The organism is Brevundimonas alba (assembly GCF_011927945.1).
Taxonomy (GTDB): domain Bacteria; phylum Pseudomonadota; class Alphaproteobacteria; order Caulobacterales; family Caulobacteraceae; genus Brevundimonas; species Brevundimonas alba.
Genome location: NZ_JAATJM010000001.1, coordinates 524,988 through 546,112 on the forward strand (window position 1 = coordinate 524,988; position 21,125 = coordinate 546,112).

26 protein-coding genes are annotated in these 21,125 nt (G+C 68.9%); 18 read left to right on the forward strand and 8 right to left on the reverse strand.

Annotation, left to right across the window (positions count from 1 at the left end; translation table 11 throughout):
- Positions 1–57 precede the first annotated feature (57 nt).
- Complete coding sequence (locus GGQ87_RS02540) at positions 58–480, forward strand: DoxX family protein (RefSeq protein WP_168045140.1); 423 nt, start codon at positions 58–60, stop codon at positions 478–480.
- Here GGQ87_RS02540 and GGQ87_RS02545 read toward each other — a convergent pair.
- Complete coding sequence (locus tag GGQ87_RS02545; protein WP_168045141.1) at positions 477–647, reverse strand: DUF2256 domain-containing protein; 171 nt, start codon at positions 645–647, stop codon at positions 477–479. The two genes, GGQ87_RS02540 and GGQ87_RS02545, sit on opposite strands and share 4 nt — an antisense overlap.
- A gap of 56 nt (positions 648–703) precedes the next feature.
- Here GGQ87_RS02545 and GGQ87_RS02550 point away from each other — a divergent pair, with 56 nt between their 5' ends.
- The 5 genes from GGQ87_RS02550 (at position 704) to GGQ87_RS02570 (ending at position 6,339) form a co-directional block, all read left to right on the forward strand.
- Complete coding sequence (locus GGQ87_RS02550) at positions 704–1,189, forward strand: MerR family transcriptional regulator (RefSeq protein ID WP_168045142.1); 486 nt, start codon at positions 704–706, stop codon at positions 1,187–1,189.
- 4 nt (positions 1,190–1,193) lie between these two features.
- A complete protein-coding gene (locus tag GGQ87_RS02555; protein ID WP_168045143.1) occupies positions 1,194–2,978 on the forward strand; it encodes an acyl-CoA dehydrogenase C-terminal domain-containing protein in 1,785 nt (594 codons plus the stop codon).
- Between the two features lie 2 nt (positions 2,979–2,980).
- Positions 2,981–4,144, forward strand: a complete 1,164-nt coding sequence (locus GGQ87_RS02560; protein WP_168045144.1) for an acyl-CoA dehydrogenase family protein — start codon at positions 2,981–2,983, stop codon at positions 4,142–4,144.
- A 16-nt stretch (positions 4,145–4,160) separates the two neighbouring features.
- Positions 4,161–4,880 carry a 16S rRNA (uracil(1498)-N(3))-methyltransferase gene (locus GGQ87_RS02565; protein WP_168045145.1) on the forward strand — a complete coding sequence of 240 codons (720 nt, stop codon included), beginning with the start codon at positions 4,161–4,163 and terminating at the stop codon, positions 4,878–4,880.
- 97 nt (positions 4,881–4,977) lie between these two features.
- Entirely contained in the window at positions 4,978–6,339 is a 1,362-nt protein-coding gene (locus GGQ87_RS02570; RefSeq protein ID WP_168045146.1) for a glutamate--cysteine ligase, read from the forward strand.
- Here GGQ87_RS02570 and GGQ87_RS02575 read toward each other — a convergent pair.
- On the reverse strand, positions 6,336–6,635 hold the full coding sequence (locus GGQ87_RS02575) for a CC_3452 family protein (RefSeq protein WP_168045147.1): 300 nt from the start codon (positions 6,633–6,635) through the stop codon (positions 6,336–6,338). The genes GGQ87_RS02570 and GGQ87_RS02575 overlap by 4 nt on opposite strands.
- Before the next feature lie 137 nt (positions 6,636–6,772).
- On the opposite strand from GGQ87_RS02575, the gene GGQ87_RS02580 reads away from it, so the two are divergent.
- From GGQ87_RS02580 to GGQ87_RS02605, 6 genes are all read left to right on the forward strand, one after another.
- Positions 6,773–7,360, forward strand: a complete 588-nt coding sequence (locus tag GGQ87_RS02580) for a TetR/AcrR family transcriptional regulator (protein WP_168045148.1) — start codon at positions 6,773–6,775, stop codon at positions 7,358–7,360.
- A gap of 24 nt (positions 7,361–7,384) precedes the next feature.
- Entirely contained in the window at positions 7,385–8,137 is a 753-nt protein-coding gene (locus GGQ87_RS02585) for a DUF72 domain-containing protein (protein ID WP_168045149.1), read from the forward strand.
- Complete coding sequence (locus tag GGQ87_RS02590; protein ID WP_168045150.1) at positions 8,134–8,502, forward strand: GFA family protein; 369 nt, start codon at positions 8,134–8,136, stop codon at positions 8,500–8,502. Before GGQ87_RS02585 ends, GGQ87_RS02590 begins: the two co-directional genes overlap by 4 nt.
- Before the next feature lie 66 nt (positions 8,503–8,568).
- The gene (locus GGQ87_RS02595; protein WP_168045151.1) at positions 8,569–9,639 is read left to right on the forward strand and encodes an NAD(P)-dependent alcohol dehydrogenase; all 1,071 of its coding nucleotides are present in this window, start codon (positions 8,569–8,571) and stop codon (positions 9,637–9,639) included.
- Between the two features lie 94 nt (positions 9,640–9,733).
- Positions 9,734–10,459: an acetoacetyl-CoA reductase gene (gene phbB / locus GGQ87_RS02600; protein WP_168045152.1), complete on the forward strand. Its 726-nt coding sequence runs from the start codon at positions 9,734–9,736 to the stop codon at positions 10,457–10,459.
- 100 nt (positions 10,460–10,559) lie between these two features.
- Positions 10,560–11,312, forward strand: a complete 753-nt coding sequence (locus GGQ87_RS02605; protein WP_245161480.1) for a DUF4908 domain-containing protein — start codon at positions 10,560–10,562, stop codon at positions 11,310–11,312.
- A gap of 10 nt (positions 11,313–11,322) precedes the next feature.
- On the opposite strand, the gene gloB is transcribed toward GGQ87_RS02605, so the two are convergent.
- Positions 11,323–12,051 (reverse strand): hydroxyacylglutathione hydrolase, encoded by a 729-nt coding sequence (gene gloB, locus GGQ87_RS02610; RefSeq protein WP_168045154.1) that lies wholly within the window; start codon positions 12,049–12,051, stop codon positions 11,323–11,325.
- Positions 12,052–12,095: 44 nt separating this feature from the next.
- Here gloB and GGQ87_RS02615 point away from each other — a divergent pair, with 44 nt between their 5' ends.
- The 5 genes from GGQ87_RS02615 (at position 12,096) to GGQ87_RS02635 (ending at position 16,822) form a co-directional block, all read left to right on the forward strand.
- Entirely contained in the window at positions 12,096–12,836 is a 741-nt protein-coding gene (locus GGQ87_RS02615; RefSeq protein ID WP_168045155.1) for a methyltransferase domain-containing protein, read from the forward strand.
- Positions 12,837–12,882: 46 nt separating this feature from the next.
- Positions 12,883–13,386, forward strand: coding sequence for a SixA phosphatase family protein (locus GGQ87_RS02620; RefSeq protein WP_168045156.1), 504 nt, complete (start codon positions 12,883–12,885; stop codon positions 13,384–13,386).
- A complete protein-coding gene (locus GGQ87_RS02625; RefSeq protein WP_168045157.1) occupies positions 13,383–13,739 on the forward strand; it encodes a DUF952 domain-containing protein in 357 nt (118 codons plus the stop codon). Before GGQ87_RS02620 ends, GGQ87_RS02625 begins: the two co-directional genes overlap by 4 nt.
- Positions 13,730–14,767: a quinone-dependent dihydroorotate dehydrogenase gene (locus GGQ87_RS02630; protein ID WP_168045158.1), complete on the forward strand. Its 1,038-nt coding sequence runs from the start codon at positions 13,730–13,732 to the stop codon at positions 14,765–14,767. Before GGQ87_RS02625 ends, GGQ87_RS02630 begins: the two co-directional genes overlap by 10 nt.
- 66 nt (positions 14,768–14,833) lie before the next feature.
- The gene (locus GGQ87_RS02635) at positions 14,834–16,822 is read left to right on the forward strand and encodes an ATP-binding protein (RefSeq protein ID WP_245161399.1); all 1,989 of its coding nucleotides are present in this window, start codon (positions 14,834–14,836) and stop codon (positions 16,820–16,822) included.
- Here GGQ87_RS02635 and GGQ87_RS02640 read toward each other — a convergent pair.
- Positions 16,780–17,226, reverse strand: coding sequence for a very short patch repair endonuclease (locus tag GGQ87_RS02640; RefSeq protein WP_168045159.1), 447 nt, complete (start codon positions 17,224–17,226; stop codon positions 16,780–16,782). The two genes, GGQ87_RS02635 and GGQ87_RS02640, sit on opposite strands and share 43 nt — an antisense overlap.
- Before the next feature lie 58 nt (positions 17,227–17,284).
- Positions 17,285–17,770, reverse strand: coding sequence for a peroxiredoxin (locus GGQ87_RS02645; RefSeq protein WP_168045160.1), 486 nt, complete (start codon positions 17,768–17,770; stop codon positions 17,285–17,287).
- Between the two features lie 125 nt (positions 17,771–17,895).
- Here GGQ87_RS02645 and GGQ87_RS02650 point away from each other — a divergent pair, with 125 nt between their 5' ends.
- Positions 17,896–18,465, forward strand: coding sequence for a YqgE/AlgH family protein (locus GGQ87_RS02650; RefSeq protein WP_168045161.1), 570 nt, complete (start codon positions 17,896–17,898; stop codon positions 18,463–18,465).
- 4 nt (positions 18,466–18,469) lie between these two features.
- Here the strand turns inward: GGQ87_RS02650 and GGQ87_RS02655 are convergent, their stop codons facing one another.
- The 3 genes from GGQ87_RS02655 to GGQ87_RS02665 form a co-directional block, all read right to left on the reverse strand.
- Positions 18,470–18,724 carry a hypothetical protein gene (locus GGQ87_RS02655; RefSeq protein WP_168045162.1) on the reverse strand — a complete coding sequence of 85 codons (255 nt, stop codon included), beginning with the start codon at positions 18,722–18,724 and terminating at the stop codon, positions 18,470–18,472.
- A 74-nt stretch (positions 18,725–18,798) separates the two neighbouring features.
- A complete protein-coding gene (locus GGQ87_RS02660) occupies positions 18,799–20,466 on the reverse strand; it encodes a putative bifunctional diguanylate cyclase/phosphodiesterase (protein WP_168045163.1) in 1,668 nt (555 codons plus the stop codon).
- A 45-nt stretch (positions 20,467–20,511) separates the two neighbouring features.
- Entirely contained in the window at positions 20,512–21,102 is a 591-nt protein-coding gene (locus tag GGQ87_RS02665) for a GNAT family N-acetyltransferase (RefSeq protein ID WP_168045164.1), read from the reverse strand.
- Positions 21,103–21,125 lie beyond the last annotated feature (23 nt).

Here is a 21,125-nt window from a genome sequence, read left to right on the forward strand (position 1 = left end):
TCCGACATCGCAACTGTTACCAATCAAAAGAGCGCCTCTCCCCGGGCGTCACATAAAATGACTTCTCAGACTCTCTCCCCCGCCCGCTCCCGCCTTGCCGCGAGCTACCGCAACCTTACGCTCTGGACGCTGCAGGGCTGGCTGGCGATGTTCTTCATCGCCGCCGGCTACGCCAAGCTGACCGAGCCGATGGCCAACCTGATCGATCTGCTGCGCTGGCCGCTGTTCGCCACCGAGAACATGGTGCGCGGCCTCGGTCTGGCCGAGATCGTGCTCGCCGTTCTGGTGCTGGCGCCGCTGGTGTCGTGGAAGCACGGCCGGCCGCTGCTGGTCACCGCCACGGCCGGCCTGCTGGCGCTGGAATCCATCATGCTGGTCATGCACGCCGTCGGTCTCGAGGCGGGTCTGGCCGTGACCAATGTGATCCTGATCGCGATGACCGCGCCGGTGCTGTGGATGCGGGCGCGCGAGGTTCGCTAGGACGCCGCGCCTCTGGTTCGGCAACGGTCTGAGCACGCCTTCACCCCGGCCCAGTCACGAGCCCACTTGCGTCGCCATGAGAACGGCCTGCCGCAGACGACGCACGTCTTCTGCGGCAGATCGCGCTTGTCCGGAGCCTTGCCGAGGTTGACGTGCTTGCGGGCCATAGGGCGCTAAAAGGCTTCCCTTTACGTGCACGTCAAGTTCGGTCTAGAACTTGTGCATGGCGACCGCCGACGATCATCGCACCTATTCGATCCGCCAGCTCTGCCGCGAGTTCGGGGCGACGGCGCGCGCGCTGCGGTTCTACGAGGACAAGGGCCTGCTGACGCCGGCGCGGAAGGGCCAGACGCGGGTCTATGACGCGCGCGACCGGGCCCGGCTGAAGCTGATCCTGCGGGGACGCCGCATCGGCTTCTCGCTGCAGGAGATCCAGGAGATGCTGGATCTCTACGACCACGACAATCACAACGCCCACCAGATGGCTGTCGCCCTGCGCCGCCACCGGGCCCAGATCGCCGCGCTGAAGCAGCAGCGCGAGGACCTCGACGCCGCCATCGAGACGGCGGAGGAGGCCTGCGCCGTGATGGAGCGCAAGCTGTCCGAGCACCGCCCCGACCTGCTGCCCGGGGCCGAGGAATACGCGAACCTGCTGAAGTCGCGTCTGAACCCCGACCACACCGTCCAGCCCTTCAAAGCGAGAGCGTAACTCCATGGCCTACAAGGCGCCTGTCCGCGACCTGACGTTCATCCTGAACGAGGTGCTGGAGATCGACCGCTACGCCAACCAGCCCGGCTTCGCCGACGTGTCCTCGGAACTGGTCGGCCAGATCCTCGAGGAAGGCGCGAAATTCGCCGAGGAAGTCATCGCCCCGCTGAACCGCGTCGGCGATCTGGAAGGCTGCAAATGGGATAACGGCAAGGTCACGGGCCCGACCGGCTGGAAGGAAGCCTATCAGCAGATGGTCGCGGCCGGCTGGCCCGGCCTGTCGTCCGATCCGGAATACGGCGGACAGGGCATGCCGGCGATCGTCGGCATGGCGTTCGGCCAGATGACGGCCGCCGCATCCGCCGCCTTCTCGATGTACCCGGGCCTGACGCACGGCTGCTACGAGGCGCTGCACGCCAACGGCTCAGACGAGCAGAAGGCGACCTATCTGCCCAAGCTGGCCACAGGCGAGTGGGGCGGGACGATGAACCTGACCGAGCCGCAGTGCGGCACCGATCTGGGCATGATCCGCACCAAGGCGGTTCCGAACGGCGACGGCAGCTATTCGATCACCGGCCAGAAAATCTGGATCAGCTCGGGCGAGCACGACTTCACTGACAACATCATCCATCTGGTGCTGGCCCGGATCGAGAGCGCGCCGGCGGGGATCAAGGGCATCAGCCTGTTCGTCGTGCCGAAGTATTTCGTCACCGAGGACGGCGGCGTGGGCGAGCGCAACGAGGGCGCGGGCTGCGCCGGGCTCGAGCACAAGATGGGCATCCACGGCAACGCCACCTGCGTCATGGCCTACGACGGGGCCAAGGGCTGGCTGGTGGGCCAGGAGAACAAGGGCATGGCGGCGATGTTCGTCATGATGAACGAGGCCCGCCTCGGCACCGGCCTGCAGGGCCTGTCCATCGGCACCGCCGCCTATCAGGCGGCCGCCGAGTTCGCGAAAGACCGGCTGCAGGGCCGTTCGCTGACGGGTCCCAAGAACCCGGACGGCCCGGCCGATCCGATCATCGTCCATCCCGATGTGCGTCGCATGCTGATGGAGGCCAAGGCCTTCGTCGAAGGCGGCCAGGCCTTCATCCTGTGGACCGCCCTGCAGGCCGATCTGCAGCGGTCGGAAGACGAGGCCATCGCGACCAAGGCGCGCGACTACATGGGCCTGATCACGCCGGTGCTGAAGGCCTATCTGACCGACAAGGGCTTCCATGCCGCGTCGCTGGCGATGCAGGTGCACGGTGGCTCGGGCTATACCGAGCATTTCCCGGCCAGCCAGTATCTGCGCGATGCGCGGATCACCATGATCTATGAGGGCGCCAACGGCATTCAGGCGCTGGATCTGGTGGGCCGCAAGCTGCCGTCGAACGGTGGACGGGCGATCATGACCTGGTTCGCCGAGATCGACGCCTTCACCGCCGAGCATGGCGGCGAAGGTCCGCAGAAGGCCTTCGTCGACGGCCTGACCGACGCCAAGAAGAAGCTGCAGGAGGCCACCATGTGGCTGATGCAGAACGGCATGGCCAATCCGGACAACGCGGGCGCGGCCTCGACCGACTATCTGAACATCTTCGGCCTGACGGCGCTGGCCTATGTCTGGGCGCAGATGGCGCTGGCGGCGCAGAAGCAGATCGACGCCGGTTCCGCCGATCCGTTCTACGCCAACAAGATCGCTACGGGCCGGTATTTCGTGGAGCGGATCCTGCCCGACGCGGGGGCGCACCTCGCCAAGCTGAAGACCGGCGCGGATGTGCTGATGGCCCTGCCGGCGGAGGCGTTCTGAACGTGAACGTCCTCAACGTCCCCGAACCGGCCTTCATGCAGGAAGAGGAGATCACCCTCTTCTCCGACTCCGTCGGCAAATGGATCGACGAGCATGCCTCGCCCGAGGCGGTGCAGACCTGGCTGGCGAATTCGTCAGTGCCGCGGCAGCTGTGGAACGACGCCGGCGAGGCGGGCCTGCTGGGCCTGTCCATGCCCGAGGAAGACGGCGGCATGGGCGGCGACTACCGGCATGAGGTGGTGCTGATGCGCCAGTTGGGCTGGAAGGGCGCGGACCACTTCGGCATCTCGCTGCACAATGCGATCGTCATGCCCTACATCTGGCACTACGGCACCGCCGAGCAGAAGGCGCGCTGGCTGCCTCGGCTGCAGTCGGGCGAGCTGGTCGGCGCCATCGCCATGACCGAGCCGGGCGCCGGGTCGGACCTGCAGGGGGTCAAGACCACCGCCATCAAACAGGGCAACCAGTATGTGGTGAACGGGTCCAAGACCTTCATCACCAACGGCCAGCTGGCCAACTTCATTATCGTCGTGGCCAAGACCGATCCGGCCGAGGGCGCCAAGGGCACCTCGCTGATCGTGGTCGAGACCGACGGGGCCGAAGGCTTCGAGCGCGGACGGAACCTGCACAAGATCGGCATGGAGGGGAACGACACCTCCGAGCTGTTCTTCAACGACGTGAAGGTCCCGGGCGAGAACATCATCGGCGGCGGCGAGGGTCAGGGCTTCATCCAGCTGATGCAGCAGCTGCCGCAGGAGCGGCTGAACATCGCCGTCCAGGGCGTGGCGGCGGCGGAGCGCGGGCTTCAGGAGACCATCGCCTACGTCAAGGAGCGCAAAGCCTTCGGCAAGCGGGTGATCGACTTCCAGAACACCCAGTTCAAGCTGGCCGAGGTGAAGACCAAGCTGACGGTGGCCAAGGTGTTCGTCGACCACTGCCTTGGCCTGCACCTGCAGGGGAAGCTGGACGCCGCCACCGCCTCGATGGCCAAATACTGGGTCACCGATATCCAGGGCGAGGTCATCGACGAGATGCTGCAGCTGCACGGCGGCTACGGCTATATGAACGAGTATCCGATCGCCCAGCTGTACAAGGATGCGCGGGTGCAGCGGATCTACGGCGGCACCAACGAGATCATGAAGCTCTTGATCGCGCGGACGCTCTGAGCCCACACAGCGGGTCATGATCCGCCTCCACGTCCCCCAGCCCCTCTCTTCCGGTGCGGCCGTCGCGCCAACGCTGGATCAGTCGCGTTACCTGACGCAGGTGATGCGGCTGAAGACCGGCGATGCGCTGCTGGTGTTCAACGGGGTCGACGGCGAGTGGCGCTGCACCATCGCGGAGGTGCTCAAGAAGGGCGTCATCCTGCGGGCGGAGGAGCAGGCGCGGGCGCAGACCACCGTGCCGGACGTGCATCTGCTGATCGCCGTGGTGAAGAAGGCGGCGCTCGAGTTCGCGGTCGAGAAAGCCACGGAGCTGGGCGCGGCGCGGATCCGGCTGGTGACAACGCGGCGGACGCAGGGCGACCGGGTGCGGATGGACCGGCTGGACGCTATCGCGGTGGAGAGCGCCGAACAGACCGGGCGGCTGGACGTGCCGGCGGTCGATCTGCCGGAGAAGCTGGACGTGTTGCTGGACGGATGGGACGCCTCACGGCGGCTGATGTTCTGCGACGAGACCGGCGGAGCGCCGGCGATGACGGCGCTGGCCGAGGCGGGCGCGGGTCCGTGGGCGATCCTGATCGGGCCGGAGGGCGGGTTCGCGCCGGAGGAGCGGGAACGGCTGAGGGCCCTGCCCTTCACCACCGCCGTGTCTCTGGGCCCGCGGGTGCTGCGGGCGGACACCGCGGCGACGACCGCCCTGACGCTGTGGCAGGCGGCGGTCGGCGACTGGGAACGGTAGGCTCAAGTCAGGCTTATCGATACACGCGCCGAATGGGGCTTGAGCCCACGGCCAAGCCCGCCCATCTAGCGGCGACACCAGGGCTCAGAGAACATTCATGGCCGACGCCGCGCCGCTTACCCGCGAAGACCTTATCGGCGCCATGTCGAAGGGATCCAAGCCGAAGGACCAGTGGCGCATCGGCGCCGAGCACGAGAAGTTCGGCTTCGACAAATCGACGCTGCGTCGGCCCGACTACGAGGGACCGAACGGCATCAAGGCGATGCTGGAGGGGCTGACGCGGTTCGGCTGGCGGCAGGTGTACGAGGGCGACCATGTCATCGCCCTCGAGCGGGAAAACGCCGAGGGCTACACGGCCTCGATCTCGCTGGAGCCGGGCGGGCAGTTCGAACTGTCGGGCGCGCCGCTGAAGGACGTGCACGATATCTGCAACGAGACCGGCCAGCATCTGATGGAGGTCAAGCAGGTCGCGGACCAGCTGAACCTCGGCTTCCTCGGCGCGGGCTTCGATCCGATGTGGCGGCGCGAGGATGTGCCGGTGATGCCCAAGGGCCGCTACGACATCATGCGGGCCTATATGCCCAAGCGGGGGTCGCTGGGCCTCGACATGATGCTGCGCACCTGCACCATCCAGGCGAACCTCGATTTCGACAGCGAGGCGGACATGGTGGCCAAGTTCCGCACCTCGCTGGCCCTGCAGCCGATCGCGACGGCGCTGTTCGCCTGTTCGCCGTTCACCGAGGGCAAGCCCAACGGCTTCCTGTCGGCCCGGGCCAACGTCTGGACGGACACCGATCCGGACCGGACGGGGATGCTGGATTTCGTGTTCCGCGACGGGTTCGGCTTCGAGGCCTATGCCGACTATGCGCTGGACGTGCCGATGTATTTCGCCAAGCGCGACGGCAAATACGTCGATCTGTCGGGCCAGTCGTTCCGCGCCTTCATGGAGGGCAAGCTGGATGCGCTGCCGGGTGACCGGCCGACGTCCAAGGACTGGGCCGATCATCTGACCACCCTGTTCCCTGAAGTCCGGCTGAAAGCCTATCTCGAGATGCGCGGCGCCGACGGCGGACCGTGGAGCCGGATCTGCGGCCTGCCTGCGCTGTGGGCCGGCATCCTGTATGACGCGCCGTCGCTGGCGGCGGCCTGGGACCTGGTCAAGCACTGGGACATTGCCGACCACGAGCGCCTGCGCCGCGACGTGACGCGGCTGGGCCTCAAGGCCGAGGTAGCAGGGCGGTCGGTGCGCGATGTCGCCGTCGACCTCATCGACATCGCCAGGCACGGCCTGAAGAACCGCGCCCGGTTCTCGGGCGGCATGGTCGACGAGCGCGGCTATCTGTCGGAGCTTGAGGACATCGCCGACAGCGGGATCACGCCCGCCGACCGTCTGCTGGAGCTGTATCACGGCGACTGGCAGGGCGACGTCAGCCGCATCTACCGGGACTTCGCCTACTAGGCTGGCCGGGCGGCGTTGCATTGCGCCAGTTCGGCCTCTGTCAGGGCTACGCCGGCCCGCTCGTAGCGGGTGACGGCGCCGACGCGGGCGACGAAACGGCGGCACTCGCGCACCGCGGGCTGCGATGCGCCCGACCCGCGGCCGAGGCAGGCGCCGTCCGGACTGCATGCCCATGAGCGGCCGTCGAGCATGACGGCGCGGGCTTCGCCCGGCGACGCGAGGGTGGCGGCGGCATCCAGCAACGGCGCAGGCTGCGTCAGGGCGAGGGTGGCGGACATCAGGGTCATGAGAAGCATGGGAGCCTCCTTGGGGGCTGTTCATTGCGACCGGCCCGTGCAAAAGTGACCGACCGTGCACATATGAGTGACCGCTCGGTCACTTCGAGTCAAATGAAAAGTGGCCGACTGGACACTTTTGTTATGGAGACGTCCGAATGCCGCCCAAAGGCGCCGCCACCCACGCCCGGCTGATCGACGAGGCGATGGCGCAGGTCACCGTGCGCGGACTGGCCGCGGTCAGCCTGCAGGACGTGGCGACCGGCGCGGGGCTGTCGAAGAGCGCGGTTCTGAAGCATTTCCAGTCGAAGGAGACGCTGCAGGCCCAGGTGGTCGACACCATGATCGACCGCTTCACCGAGGCGGTGTGGCGTCCGGCGGAACCGCTGCCGGCGGGCCGCGAACGGCTGGACCGGATCTTCCAGGGCGAGCTGGACTGGATCGATGGCGAGGACCGACCGGGCGGCTGTCCGCTGAAGGCGGCTGCGATCGAGCTGGACGACCAGCCGGGGCCATTGCGCGACACGCTGAAGGCCAGTCAGGTACGCTGGGCCAAGGTGCTGAAGCGCGAATTCCGGACGATGAATCCGAACGCCGACGACATGACGCTCGAGGTGCTGGTGTTCCAGTTCAAGGGGATCGTGCTGGCCTACGGGCATTCGCGCCGCCTGCTGGACGACGCCGCCGCGCGGGCGCAGGCGACGGCGGCCTACCGGATGCTTGTGGCCTCGGCCGCGCAGTCCTAGGTCTGGCGCAGCAGGGAGGGGACCATGAGCGGAACCATCAGAGTCGGCGTCGGCGGCTGGACCTATGAGCCGTGGCGGGGCGTCTTCTATCCCGACAAGCTGAGCCAGAAGAAGGAGCTGGAGTACGCCAGTTCGAAGCTGACCAGCATCGAGATCAACGGCACCTACTATTCGACGTTCAAGCCGGACAGCTGGATGAAGTGGCGGGACGAGACGCCCGAGGGCTTCGTGTTTTCGGTCAAGGCGAGCCGGTACTGCACCAATCGCAAGGTGCTCTCCGACATGGGGGAGTCGATGGGGCGGTTCCTCGATCAGGGGCTGACGGCTCTCGGCGACAAACTGGGGCCGATCAACTGGCAGTTCATGGGCACGAAGAAGTTCGACGCCGAGGATTTCGAGGGCTTTCTCAAACTGCTGCCGAAGGAGAAGGACGGGGTCCAGCTGCGGCACGCGCTGGAGGTTCGAAACGGCACCTTCGAAACCGAGCAATTCTACGACCTCGCCCGGAAGTACGGCGTGGCGATCGTCTACGGCCATGACGACGAGGCGCCGGAGTGGCCGCGCATCGATCAGGACACGGCCGACTTCAGATACGCCCGGCTGATGTCGAGCCGCGAGGACGAGCTGACCGGAATGACCTCGGCGGAGCTGGACGGCGTCCTGAAGCAGACCCGGAACTGGGCGAAGACCGGCGATGTGTTCGCCTATTTCATCGCCGGGGCGAAGGTGCGCAATCCGGCGGCGGCGCAGGCTTTGATCGAAAAGCTGGGGACGTGACACGGCGACTGAACGGCGCCTGCCACTGCGGGGCGCAGCGGTTCGCCGCGCCTGCGCCTGAAACGGTGACGCGGTGCGGCTGTTCGATCTGTTCTAAGCGCGGCGACCTCGTGGCCTACTATCCACCGGAAGAGGTCGAACTGGACCTCACGCGAGCGAGCCTCGCCGCCTATCAGTGGGGCGATCGGATGATGACCTTTCATCACTGCCAGACCTGCGGGTGCAGCGTGTTCAGCGACGCGCCCGCGTGGACCACCGACGAAGGGGAGGACCGGCCCGCGCGCCTGATCCTGAACGCCCGCCTGTTCGATGACTTCCATCTGGAGGCCGTTCCGGTCCGTAATCTGAACCGCCGCAACGACTGACTGCCTTGCGGGTTCGTCCCGCCATAGACACCTGCCCTGCACGCCGCCCCTTCTCGAGGACCTCCCATGCCCATCGCCACTCGCGCCTTCGCCGCCACCGCCGCCGACGCACCGTTGTCGCCCTACAGCTTCGACCGGCGCGATCCGGGGCCGGATGACGTGGCGATCGAGATCAAATTCTGCGGCGTCTGCCACTCGGACCTGCATGTGGCGAAGAACGATCTGGGCAGCACCCGCTATCCGATCGTGCCCGGCCACGAGATCGCCGGCGTCGTGACGGCGGTGGGGGCGAACGTGACCCGGTTCAGGGAAGGCGACCGGGTCGGCGTCGGCTGCATGGTCGACAGTTGCCGCACCTGCCCGGCCTGCCTGGAAGGCGAGGAGCAGTATTGCGTGCCGGGCATGACCCAAACCTACGGCTCGCCGGATCCCAAGGGCGCGGAAGCGGGTCAGAAGGTCACCCAGGGCGGCTATTCCGACCGGATCACGGTCGACCAGAACTATGTGCTGAGCATCCCGGACAGCATCCCGCTGGACGCCGCCGCGCCGCTGCTGTGCGCCGGCATCACGACCTACAGCCCGCTGCGGCAGTGGGGCGTCGGGCCGGGTTCGAAGGTGGCGGTGATCGGTCTGGGCGGCCTCGGGCATATGGCGGTCAAGCTGGCCAACGCCATGGGCGCGGAGGTGACGGTGCTGTCGACCTCGGACCGCAAGAAGGCGGACGCCGAGCGGATGGGCGCCAAGCATTTCCTGATCAACTCGGACGCGGCGGCGATGCGGGCGGCCGGCGAGAAATTCGACCTGATCATCAACACCGTCTCGGCCACGCACGAGATCGCCAGCCATGTGAACCTGCTGGCGCGCGACGGCACCATGGTCATGCTGGGCCTGACCACCGAGGGGCTGCCGGTCTATGCCATGCCGCTGCTGTGGCGGCGCCGGCGGATCGCCGGCTCGCTGATCGGCGGCATCCGCGAGACGCAGGAGATGCTCGACTTCTGCGCCGAGCACGGCCTCGCCTGCGACATCGAGGTGATCGCGCCGGACCAGATCAACGAGGCCTATGCGCGGATGGAGCGATCCGACGTCCGCTACCGCTTCGTCATCGACATGAGCCGGTTCGATAAAGCCGCGTAACGGCGTCCTTTCCGCGCAACGGCTGGCGGGCTAAAGCGTATCCATACGCAGGCGGCCCGTCAGAGAGGCTGCCGCCAAAGGACAGGGAAACGACATGGCACGAGTGGCTCTGGTCACGGGCGGCACCCGCGGCATCGGCAAGGCGATCGTTCAGCGGCTGAAGGAAGACGGCATGGCCGTCGCCGCCGGCTATTCCGGCAACGTCGAGGCCGCCGAGGCCACCGCGCGCGAGCTGGGCGTCATGGTGGTCAAGGGCAACGTCGGCTCCTACGAGGACTGCGCACGCGCCGTGGCCGACGTCGAGGCCGAGCTGGGCCCCATCGACGTGCTGATCAACAATGCGGGCATCACGCGGGACGGCTTCTTCCACAAGATGAGCCACGACCAGTGGTCGGACGTGATCCGGGTGAACATGGACAGCGTGTTCAACATGACCCGGCAGGTCATCAACGGCATGCGCGACCGCGGCTTCGGCCGGATCGTCAACATCAGCTCGATCAATGGCCAGAAGGGCCAGATCGGCCAGACCAACTATTCCGCGGCCAAGGCCGGGATGATCGGCTTCACCAAGGCGCTGGCGCTGGAAAACGCGCGCAAGGGCGTGACGGTGAACTGCATCGCGCCGGGCTATATCGATACCGAGATGGTCGGAGCCATGGACGAGAAGGTGCTGGCCGGCATCATCTCCCAGATTCCCGTGGGGCGGCTCGGCAAGGGCGAGGAGATCGCCGACATGGTGTCCTGGCTGGCCGGCGAACGTGCCGGATATGTCACAGGCTGCACCCTGTCGCTGAACGGCGGTCAGTATCTCGTCGGCTGATCCGGACACCGCCCAAAATCCGCCGCGTGGCGATTCCACCAAGGTCGGCATGGAGTTGACGGCAAGGGTCAGAACGGCGCGGAGGCCGCTTTTGACCGCGATGGGTCTCGCCCTCGCGGCGGCCGTGCTGTCTCTGCTGTCCTTCACCCCCGAAGCCGCCGCCCAGAACCGCGGCAATGCGCAGGCCGAGCAGAGCCGCTCGCTGCGTGATCGTCGCCCGGCGACGCCGAGCCTGCCGCCCGTCGGCCGTTATGTCGCCGAGTCGGGCGAGGGCTTCATTCTGGACCGGTCGGGCCGGCATCCCCTGCTGCGCTTCGACCGCCGCGACGAAACCTGGGTGCTGAGGCCCAGCGCCGCGCCCCGGGGCGATGTCATCTACCGCAACGACGCCGGAGAGCAGGTGCTGCGGGTGACGCCGAGCGGCGGCATGACCGTCTATACGCCGCGCGCGCCGGGCGGCTCGCCGGCCTCCTTCAGCGGAACGGGCTCGAGCCTGACGCCGCCGACGCTGGGTCCGCACCTGCTGTTCCGGCTGATGGCGCAGCGCAGCTATATGGTCAGCCAGGCCGTGGGCGGCCGTCTGGTGGAAGTCAATCTGGACGGCGACCGGTCGGAATCGCTGTGCGTCGAGGCCATGATCGTGGCCACCGAGGCGGTGATCCGCATCGCGCGGTCGCCGACCGCCCGCCAGTACGTCAACCAGCTGCGCAGCATCACCATCATCGAAGGATCGCGCTCGGGCGTGACCTATGCGCGGGGGCGGCTGGTCGTCACCGTCAATCCGGACGAGGGCATGGCCGGGCGTCCGTCTTCGGCGCGGGTGATCCGCGCCATCCTGCCCCAGGCGTCCTGAAGCCGAACCGTCAGCCGGCGAAGCTGTCCTTGGCCGCGCGGCGTGCGGCGAAATCCGCGGCGTCGGCGGCGCGCAGGAAGGGATTGAACGCCTTCTCCGAGCCTATCGTGGTCGGCACCGTCGGCTGACCCCGCTCCCGCGACCCGACGATCTCCGCCGCCCGCGCGGCCATCTCCGGGCGGTCGTCGAGGCTGAGGGCGAAGCGGGCGTTGGCGGCGGTGTACTCGTGGGCGCACCAGACGACGGTCTCGTCGGGCCAGCCGGCGAGCTTTTGCAGGCTGTCCCACATCTGCTCGGGCGTACCCTCGAACAGACGGCCGCATCCCAGCGCGAACAGGGTGTCTCCGACGAAGGCCTGCGCACCGGCGGCGTCCCGATAGACGATGTGGCCGAGGGTGTGGCCGGGGGTGTCGGTGACCTCCAGCGCCGTTTCGCCCAGCATGACGAGGTCGCCGCCGCGCACGACGCGGTCGAGCGGCGCGGCCCGGCGCACCTCTTCCGGCCCGACGATCTCGCAGCCGGTCGCCGCCTTGAGCGCCGCGTTTCCCTGGGTGTGGTCGGGGTGCCAGTGGGTGTTGAGGATCAGGTCGAGCCGCCCCCAGCCCGACTGCTCCAGCGCCGCGAGGATGGCGTCGGCGTCAGGGGTGTCGATGGTCGCTACCTTGCCGGTGGCGGTATCGCGCGCGAGGAAGCCGTAGTTGTCGGACAGACATGGGAAGAGGCGAACGTCGAGGGTCATGCCGCATTCTAGCAGCGGCCCCTTCCGCGGCCTATGGTGACCCAATGCGGCGCAGCATCGAGGACCTTCGGACCTTCTACGGCGAGCCGGCCGGCGCGCTGGCGCGGCGTCTGCTGGCGCGGCGGCTGGACGACGCCTGGGGCGAGGCGTCCGGATGCGACGTGCTGGGGGTCGGCTACGCCACGCCATGGCTGGACGCCTTCGTCGGCGCGCGCCGGGTCGTCTCGGCCATGCCGGGCGGACAGGGGGTGGAGCTCTGGCCCTCGGCGGGGCGGAACCGGACCGTGCTGGTCGAGGACCGGCGCCTGCCGTTCGCGGCGGGCAGCTTCGACCGCATCGTGCTGGTCCATGCGCTGGAAGAAGCCGAGGACGCGGCGGGCCTGCTGCTCGAGGCCGTTCGGACGCTGACGCCGGCGGGCCGGATCATCCTGATCGCGGCGGCGCGGGGCGGGATGTGGTCGCGGGTCGAGGCGACGCCGTTCGGCCACGGGCGGCCGTTCACCCGCCGTCAGCTGGAGCGGCTGGTGCGGGGCGCGGGGCTGGAGCCCACGGCCTGGTCGCAGACCCTTTATGTGCCGCCGTGGGGGCCGCTGCTGCCCTTCGCGGACGGGTTCGAGCAGGTCGGGCGACGGGTCTGGCCGGGCGCGGCGGGAGTGATCCTGCTGGAGGCGACGCGGCATGCCTATGCGCGGGTGCGTCCGGGCGGGGCCGTGGCCACGGCGCCGGTGCTGGCTCCCGGCCTGCAACCCCAGCCGGCCTCGCGGCAGAGGCGTGTCGGTTCCTGACCATCCGCCGCTTTGCAGCCGGGGCGGCAGGCCCTAAAGGCGGGGCATGCAGAGACTGATCCTGATGCGGCACGCCGAGGCCGAACGGGCCGCCGGCTCGGGACGCGACCGCGACCGCGCCCTGGCGGCGCGAGGCCGCGTGGACGCCGCCGCCATGGGCCGGGCGCTGGCGGCGCGCGGGATGCGGCCGGATCTGGCGCTGGTCTCGCCTGCCCTGCGCACCCGCCAGACCTGGGACCTGCTCCACGACGCCTTCGGGGACGTGGATATCCGGGACAATGAGCCGCTCTATAACGGCGGGGCCGATACGCTTCGGCGACTGGTCGAGGGCGTCGAGGACGAGGCCGGTTGCCTGATCGTGGTGGCGCATAATCCGGGCATCCACCTGCTGGCCGTGGAATATCTGATCGAGGGCGCCGCCTCGCCGTCGGTGCTGGACCGGATCAGCGGCGGATTCCCGCCGGGCGCCGCGGCCATCTTCAGCGTCGACGCCGCTGGCCGGCGGATGCTCGAGGGCTATCTGCAGCCGCGCGACCTGATCGCCGAATGAGCCCCGTAGCCTACAAGCTGGTCGACGGGGCAGCGTGGGAACGGGCGCGGGTCGCGGGTGTCTACGAGGGCTCGGAAGTCGATCACGCCGACGGCTACATCCACATGTCGACAGCGGAGCAGTTGGCGGAGACGGCGCGGCGGCACTACGCCGGACGCACCGGGCTGGTGCTGGCGACGGTGGACGTGCATGCGCTCGGCGTGGCGCTCCGGTGGGAGCCGTCGCGGGGCGGGGACTTGTTTCCGCACCTGTATGGCCCCCTGCCCCTGAGTGCGGTGGCCGCCGAGCGCGGTCTGTCCGTGCGTCAGGACGGGGTCATGGTCTTCGAGGACGGAGCGGTCGGATGGCCCTGACCGACATCGGCGCGGCGGCGCTGAGAACGCTGGACCCGGAGACGGCGCACCGCCTCGCCATTCTCGCACTGAAGGCCGCCCCCCTGCCCGCACCTCGGGTGGACGATCCGGTTCTGGCGACCACCTTCGCCGGTCTGAGGTTGAGCAATCCCGTGGGGCTGGCGGCTGGCCTCGACAAGAACGGCGAGGCGCTGCACGGCCTGTCGCGGCTGGGTTTCGGCTTCGTCGAATGCGGCTCGGTCACGCCGCGCGCTCAGCCCGGCAATCCTCGCCCGAGGCTGTTCCGGCTCTCGGAAGACCGGGCGATCATCAACCGGATGGGCTTCAACAACGAGGGTCTGGAGGCGTTCGCCGCCCGCCTCGCCCGCCGTCCTGCGGCGGCGGTGATCGGCGCCAATCTGGGGGCCAACAAGGATACGGACGACAAGGCGGCTGACTATGTCGCGGGTCTGAAGCGCCTCAAGGGCCTGGCGGACTATGTAACCGTCAATGTCTCGTCGCCGAACACGCCGGGGCTGCGAGACCTGCAGGGGCGGGCCGCGCTGGACGACCTGCTGGGTCGGCTGGCCGAGGCGCGCGCCGGCGATCCGACGCCGGTCTTCCTCAAGATTGCGCCCGACCTGACGGCGGGCGAGATCGGCCTGATCGTCGAGGGGGCGATCGACTACGGCGTCGACGGGCTGATCGTCTCGAACACGACACTGGACCGGCCGGAGAGCCTGCGCGCCCGCGACCGCGGCGAGGCCGGAGGGCTCTCCGGAGCCCCGCTCAAGGACCGGGCCATGGCGGCCCTGCAGGGGGCGGCGGAGGTCGCGGGTGGACGCCTGCCGCTGATCGCGGTGGGCGGAATCGGGTCCGGCGAGGACGCCTATGCGCGCATTCTGGCCGGAGCCTCGGCCGTTCAGATCTACAGCGCCCTGATCTTCGAGGGTCCCGGGCTGGTGGCGCGGATCAAGCGCGATCTGGCGGCGCGGCTGCGGGCGGACGGCTTTTCCACGGTGGACGAGGCCGTCGGGGCCCGCCGTTGACGGAGCGTTAGGGCCCCGTCGGCATGATGCGGGAGGGGGCGGATGCGCCCTGTCCGGGGGAGCCGCATGGCGATCGCCAAAGCCGATATGCCTGCCGCCGCCCTGGATGACACCTGGGCCGGCGCCATCCGCCAGCGGCGCAAGGCGCTGCTGCAGCGGCTGGGCATGGCCGCGGCCAGCGCCCTGGTGTTCAGCCCGTTGCTGGGGTGGACCCTGACCGTCGGCTGGGTGCTTGGCTATTTCCTGATCCAGTTGCTGGACCTGTGGGTCTTCGGCCCGGTGAACGACGGCCGCACCGAGCGACTGCGCGGCCTGCGGAATATCGCCGGCGGCCTTCTGCTGACGCTCAATGCCGGGTTTTTCGGCAGCCTCGCTGTGCCGCTGTGGTTCGTAGGCGGACCTATGGGCGGCATCTGCTCCGCCATGCTGCTGTCCGCCGGCGCCATCTATTCAATGATCAACGCCCCGCGATCGAAGAGCGTGCTGGTCCTGACCGTGACGCCGCAGTTCCTCTATCTGGCCTCTACCCCCTTCTTTATGGCCGCGTTCGGCGCCTCGCCCTCATTCATCACGGCGGCGTCGATCGCCGTAGCCGTCTTCATCACCTACTGCCTGTCCACTTGGCAGCGCATGAACCAGGCGCGCATCTCGGAGACCGCGGCGCGGATCGAGGCCGAGGAGAAGCGCGCCACGGCCGAGCGCATCATGGAGGGCCGCAGCGCCTTCCTCGCCGCCGTCGGCCACGACCTGCGCACCCCCATCAGCGCCATCCTGACCGGCTCGGCGGAGCTGGAGCGCGGCGCGTCTGATGGACCGGCCCGGGCGCAGGCACGGCTGATCAGCGACGCGGGCTTCATGATGAAGGCCCTGCTGGACGATCTGCTGGATCACGCCAAGCTCGACGCCGGCCACATGACGGTCGACGCGATCGACTTCAATCTGCGCGACCTTCTGAACCAGTCGGCCCGACTGTGGCGCGGCCCCGCGCGGGCCAAGGGTCTCAAGCTGCGGATCGAGGGCGCGGCCAGGGTCCCGACCTCGGTGCGCGGTGATCCGATGCGGCTGCGGCAGGTGCTCAACAATCTGATCTCCAACGCCATGAAATTCACGGCCGAGGGTGCGATCACCCTGCGCTTCAAGGCGTGGGCCGAGGATACCGGCGGGCACGCCCTGCTGATCGAAGTGTCGGATACGGGCCCGGGCATGACGCGTGACCAGCTGGTCCGGCTGTTCACCCCGTTCGACCAGACCGCCGACGGCGTCAGCGCCCGGCATGGCGGCACCGGCCTCGGCCTAGCCATCAGCCGCCAGCTGGCCGAGCTGATGGGCGGACGGCTGACCGCCCGCAGCGCCGTCGGAGAGGGCGCGAGCTTCACCCTGGCGCTGCGCCTCGAGGCCGCCGAGGCCATGACCGCCGCTGCGCCGGCGCTGGATCAGGAAAGCCGCGACGCCGTTGCCCGCGCCCTGTCCACGCCGGTCTCGCGGCGGCCGTCCAGCCCGGCCTCGCCGGCGCCGCTGGCCCAGTCCCTGACCGAGCCGACGAACGTCCGGACGCCGGACCCCGCGCCCGCAGCGGCGGAGCCCACGCCGGCGCCGGAGCCCGCCGTCGCGACTGAAGCCGCTGAATACGAGGACGACGAACGTCCCATGCGCGTGCTGGTGGTCGACGATCACGACATCAACCGCCGCGCCATCCAGTTGATCCTTCAGCCGCTCGGCTGCGATATCGCCACCGCGGCGGACGGCATGGCCGCGCTGAAGATCTGCGAGGCTTCCAGCTTCGACCTGATCTTCATGGATGTGCGGATGCCGGAGCTGGACGGGCGCGAGACGACCCGCCGCCTGCGCGCGGGTAACGGACCGAACGCGCAGGTTCCGATCATCGCCGTCACGGCCGACACCTCGCCCGAGGACATCGCCGCCTGCACGGACGCCGGCATGACCTATTTCGTGCCCAAGCCGATCACGCCGCCGATGCTGCTGGGCGCCATCAACCACGTGATGATGATGGCTCAGTCGGACGAGGCTACGGACGTCGAGATCGCCGCGGCCTGATCCCGCACGCGGGCGACCAGCCGATAGGCGAAGTCGGGCGTCTTCATCTCGCACTCCCAGACGGTGATCACGCGCCAGCGGGCCGCATTGAGGGCAGCCTGCGTCGAGGCGTCACGCGCCCGGTTTCGGTCGATCTTGCCCGACCAGTAGGCGGCGTTGGCCTTGGGCTTTCGTGAGCCGCGAGGGCAGTCGTGGCCGTGCCAGAAACAGCCGTGGACGAAGACGACGGCGCGCCGCCCCTTCATCACCAGATCGGGCTTGCCCGGGAGGCCGGCGCCACCGAGGCGGTAGCCGATGCCGGCCGCGCGCAGGATTCTGCGCACGGCCAGTTCCGGCCCGGTGTCCCGCCCCTTCACGCGCCGCATCACGGCGCTGCGCTGTTCGGGGGTGAAGACGTCGGTCATGGCGTGGACCTTGCGCTCAAGCAGCGAACGGATGCGCCGTGAGCGACAGCGCCCTTGCCTAGAGCTGCGCCAGCATGTGCTCCGCCGACGAGACCTTGAACTCGCCCGGCTGTTCGACATTCAACTGCTCGACGACGCCGTCGCGGACGATCATCGAATAGCGCTGCGAACGCTCGCCCATGCCGAACCCCTTGGCGTCCATCGACAGGCCGAGGGCGCGGGTGAAGTCGCCGTTGCCGTCGCCCAGCATAACGATGTCGTCCTTGCCGATGCCCTGGCTGTCGGCCCAGGCGCCCATGACGAAGGCGTCGTTGACCGACAGGCAGGCGACGGTGTCCACGCCCTTGCCGGTCAGGTCCTCGCGATGATCCTTGAAGCCCGGCAGGTGGCGCGCCGAGCAGGTCGGGGTGAAGGCGCCCGGAACGGCGAACAGCGCCACCGTCTTGCCGTCGAAGATGTCGTCCGTGGTGACGGGCTTCGGGCCGTCGTCGGTGGCGCGGGTCAGGTTGGCCGAGGGGATGCGGTCGCCGATCTGGACGGTCATGGCAGGCTCCGGAAGGAGGTTTGAAGATGAACTCCCGGTCCAGATAAGCCCTGCGACGCCATGCGCCAAGCATTCCGGCGGCGCGCGGCCTTGCGCGGTTCGCGGGCGGGTCCAAGATAGACTCCATGGACCAATTCCAATCCCTCGCCGGACGGCTGCTCGTGGCCATGCCCGGCATCAGCGATCCCCGCTTCGAGCATGCCGTCATTCTGGTCTGCGCACACCGGCCGGACCACGCCATGGGGCTGCGCCTCGACCGGCCCGCGCCGGGGGTGAACCTGAAGGCGGTGCTGACCAAGCTTGAGACCGCCGCGCCGGACTTCGCGGCGGACCGCGCGGTGCTGGTGGGCGGACCGGTGGAGCGGGAGCGTGGCTTCGTGCTGCACACCGACGACTGGCTGGTCGACGACGCCTCGCTGGCGTTCGGAGAGGGACTGGCGATGACCGGTACGCGCGAGGCGCTGGCGGCGATGGTTGATCCGGTAGGCGGTCCGAGCCGGTCGGTGCTGCTTCTGGGCTACGCCGGATGGGGAGAGGGTCAGCTGGAGGACGAGCTGGGCGAGAATGTCTGGCTCACCGCCGAAGCCGACGCCGACCTGATCTTCGATCCGGACTACGAGGGCAAATGGGGTCGCGCCGTCGCCGGCCTCGGCATCGATCCGGCGCAGCTTTCAGGGCAGAGCGGGCGGGCCTAGGCGGCTATCGGCCGCTGCTGAGGGCCCTGTCGATCGCGACGTTGCGGCCGCTGTTGGGCCTGTAGTTGCTCGCATGGACGCTGCGGCACCGGTAGTCCTGCCGCACGTCGCCGGTCTGGCGGCCGGTCGGAATCGCCTCGGCCCGGCCGCGGCATCGGGCGTCCGTCACAGCCATGGCGTCGGGCTCCTGCACGGTGCTGCAGGCGCCGAGGACGAGCATTCCGCCCGCCAGAACGATGGAAACGATCGAGACACGCATGCGACGTCCTCCTGCTCGGGCCGCGGGATCGACCCGGACTGGAAGTAGATGCCCACGAACGCTGCGCGTCAAGGTTATGCGGAGCGAGCCTTGAGCGGCGCCGTGCCGTCGGCGAGCGACTCGTTGAGATAGACCTCGGCCTCCTGCGCCGGCAGGGCCTGGGCGTAGCCGAAGCCCTGACCGTAGTGGCACTGGGCCTCGAGCAGGAGCTTGGCGAGGCCGGCGTTCTCGACGCCCTCGGCGACAACCTCCAGCGACAGGTCGCGGCCCAGGTTGACGACCGACTTGACGATCTTCGCCGAGCCCTCGTCCTTGTCCATGGTCAGAACGAAATAGCGGTCAATCTTCAGCGTATCGAACGGCAGCTTGGCCAGCCAGGTCAAGGATGAGAAGCCGGTGCCGAAGTCATCGAGCGCCAAGGAGGCGCCGGCTTCACGCAGGCGGGTCAGGGTCTCGGCGGCGCGCGAGGTGTCGCGCATGATGTCGCCCTCGGTGACCTCGAGCTTGAGCGCGCCCTTCGGCAGGCCGGCCTCGGCGATGATGCGGGCGACGTCCTCGACCAGACTGGCGCGCTCGATCTCGCCGACCGAGAGATTGACGCTGCAGAACAGCTTGCCGGCCGACGGATGGCGGGCCAGCCATTCAGCCAGCTGACGCGACGACTGGGTCATCATCATCAGGCCGAGATCGTTCATCAGCCCCATCTCGTCGGCGAGGCCGAGGAATTCGTCGGGCGGGACCAGACCGCGCTGCGGATGCCGCCAGCGGGCGAGCGCCTCGAAGCCGGCCACGGCGCCGGTCTTGAGGTTCACGATAGGCTGGAAGAAGGGCTCGATCTCGCCGCGGACGAAGGCGTTGCGCAGGTCGGCCTCCAGGGCGAGGCGGGACAGGCTGTCGGACTCCAGCGCCCGTCCATAGGCGGCGGCGCCGCCTCGGCCCGCGGTCTTGGCCTGTTCGACGGCCAGTTCGGCGCGGCGCAGCAGTTCGGCCGGATCGGAGGCGTCGGGCCCGCCCTCGGCCGCCACCGCGCCGATCGAGACGGTCGGGTAGATGTCGAAGCCCGCGACCCTGAGCGGCTGCTCCAGCGCCTCGCGCATGCGTTCCGAAGCGGCTCCGGAGCCGCGCGGCACGATGACGGCGAACTCATCCTCGCCGACGCGAGCGGGGTTGGCGTCGGGCGGGAAGGCGCCGTTCAGGCGCGCGCCCAGCGCCGCCAGCACCAGATCGGCCCGCTCGTGGCCCAGCGCCTCGTTGAGACGGCGGAGGCGGTCGACGTCGGCCACCACCAGCTCATACTCGCCTGGCTGGGTCAGGGTTTCGCCGGCGCGGGTCAGGAAGGCGCGGCGGTCCAGCAGGCCGGTCAGCTGATCGACATGAGAGGCCGCGAACTTGGTCTCCAGCGCCACCACCCCGGCGGCGCGCAGGCCGTCCTCGAGCCAGACGCCGCGCCACAGGCAGGTCTCGGAATCGCGCATGCGCAGGCGGACGGCGACCTCCGTGCCTTCGGCCTGCGGCTTGAGGATGCGTTCGGCCAGCGAACGGTCCTGCGGAATGGCCACGGCGGTGAAGGCGGCGCCCGAACATTCGGGGGCCAAGGGGCCGAGGCCGAGCGCGCGGGTGGCGCCGGTGAAACGCATCTGGTCGTCGGACGGGGTCCAGATCCACAGCGCCGTATCCGCGGCGGCCAGCGCCTCGATGGCGGTCGTCGCGTCCCAGGCCAGACTTCTGGAGCGAGTGTTCAAAACGCGTGTCAGTCCCGACAGGACGGCTCCAGGGATCACCCGAGGTCAGCCGCCGCGTCCAACCCCGTCATTGACGGCGCCGAACAGGAGATGATCTGCCCAAGCGCCGTTAATTTTGAGATAAGCCCGGGCGTGCCCCTCAAGGACGAAGCCCGACTTTTCGAGCACCCGACGGGACGCGACATTGGTGGGCACGCAGGCCGCCTCGACCCGGTGCAGCTTGAGATCGTCGAAGGCGTGGCCGACGACGGCCCGCACCGCGGCCGTGGCGTGGCCCCGGCCCGCGAAGGGCTGGCCAATCCAGTAGCCGAGGGTGCCGGACTCAGCGACGCCGCGGCGGACGTTCGACAGGGTGATGGCGCCCACCAGTCCCTGATCGGCGTCAGCGAAGATGAAGAAGGGCCAGGCGTTGCCGGCGTCGAGCTCGCGGGCGTAGATCGACAGGCGGCGCTTGAAGGCGGCGCGGGTCAGATCGTCCTCCGGCCAGCTCGGCTCCCACGGCTGCAGATAGGCGTGGGACTTCTGACGCAGGGTGGCCCAGGCTTCGTAATCCGACGCGCGCGGGTGGCGCAGGGTGACCCCCTCGCCCTTTACGACCGAGCCGGTCGCGTCGTTGATCCAGTCCAGCAGGGCCATGCGCAGAAGACTAGCCCTCCCGC

Bases quoted from the DNA above. Each gene is read 5' to 3' on its own strand.
- GGQ87_RS02540 (WP_168045140.1), top strand. From the start codon at position 58: ATGACTTCTCAGACTCTCTCCCCCGCCCGCTCCCGCCTTGCCGCGAGC.
- GGQ87_RS02545 (WP_168045141.1), bottom strand. From the start codon at position 647: ATGGCCCGCAAGCACGTCAACCTCGGCAAGGCTCCGGACAAGCGCGAT.
- GGQ87_RS02550 (WP_168045142.1), top strand. From the start codon at position 704: ATGGCGACCGCCGACGATCATCGCACCTATTCGATCCGCCAGCTCTGC.
- GGQ87_RS02555 (WP_168045143.1), top strand. From the start codon at position 1,194: ATGGCCTACAAGGCGCCTGTCCGCGACCTGACGTTCATCCTGAACGAG.
- GGQ87_RS02565 (WP_168045145.1), top strand. From the start codon at position 4,161: ATGATCCGCCTCCACGTCCCCCAGCCCCTCTCTTCCGGTGCGGCCGTC.
- GGQ87_RS02570 (WP_168045146.1), top strand. From the start codon at position 4,978: ATGGCCGACGCCGCGCCGCTTACCCGCGAAGACCTTATCGGCGCCATG.
- GGQ87_RS02575 (WP_168045147.1), bottom strand. From the start codon at position 6,635: ATGCTTCTCATGACCCTGATGTCCGCCACCCTCGCCCTGACGCAGCCT.
- GGQ87_RS02580 (WP_168045148.1), top strand. From the start codon at position 6,773: ATGCCGCCCAAAGGCGCCGCCACCCACGCCCGGCTGATCGACGAGGCG.
- GGQ87_RS02585 (WP_168045149.1), top strand. From the start codon at position 7,385: ATGAGCGGAACCATCAGAGTCGGCGTCGGCGGCTGGACCTATGAGCCG.
- GGQ87_RS02595 (WP_168045151.1), top strand. From the start codon at position 8,569: ATGCCCATCGCCACTCGCGCCTTCGCCGCCACCGCCGCCGACGCACCG.
- phbB (WP_168045152.1), top strand. From the start codon at position 9,734: ATGGCACGAGTGGCTCTGGTCACGGGCGGCACCCGCGGCATCGGCAAG.
- GGQ87_RS02605 (WP_245161480.1), top strand. From the start codon at position 10,560: ATGGGTCTCGCCCTCGCGGCGGCCGTGCTGTCTCTGCTGTCCTTCACC.
- gloB (WP_168045154.1), bottom strand. From the start codon at position 12,051: ATGACCCTCGACGTTCGCCTCTTCCCATGTCTGTCCGACAACTACGGC.
- GGQ87_RS02615 (WP_168045155.1), top strand. From the start codon at position 12,096: ATGCGGCGCAGCATCGAGGACCTTCGGACCTTCTACGGCGAGCCGGCC.
- GGQ87_RS02620 (WP_168045156.1), top strand. From the start codon at position 12,883: ATGCAGAGACTGATCCTGATGCGGCACGCCGAGGCCGAACGGGCCGCC.
- GGQ87_RS02625 (WP_168045157.1), top strand. From the start codon at position 13,383: ATGAGCCCCGTAGCCTACAAGCTGGTCGACGGGGCAGCGTGGGAACGG.
- GGQ87_RS02630 (WP_168045158.1), top strand. From the start codon at position 13,730: ATGGCCCTGACCGACATCGGCGCGGCGGCGCTGAGAACGCTGGACCCG.
- GGQ87_RS02635 (WP_245161399.1), top strand. From the start codon at position 14,834: ATGGCGATCGCCAAAGCCGATATGCCTGCCGCCGCCCTGGATGACACC.
- GGQ87_RS02640 (WP_168045159.1), bottom strand. From the start codon at position 17,226: ATGACCGACGTCTTCACCCCCGAACAGCGCAGCGCCGTGATGCGGCGC.
- GGQ87_RS02645 (WP_168045160.1), bottom strand. From the start codon at position 17,770: ATGACCGTCCAGATCGGCGACCGCATCCCCTCGGCCAACCTGACCCGC.
- GGQ87_RS02650 (WP_168045161.1), top strand. From the start codon at position 17,896: ATGGACCAATTCCAATCCCTCGCCGGACGGCTGCTCGTGGCCATGCCC.
- GGQ87_RS02655 (WP_168045162.1), bottom strand. From the start codon at position 18,724: ATGCGTGTCTCGATCGTTTCCATCGTTCTGGCGGGCGGAATGCTCGTC.
- GGQ87_RS02665 (WP_168045164.1), bottom strand. From the start codon at position 21,102: ATGGCCCTGCTGGACTGGATCAACGACGCGACCGGCTCGGTCGTAAAG.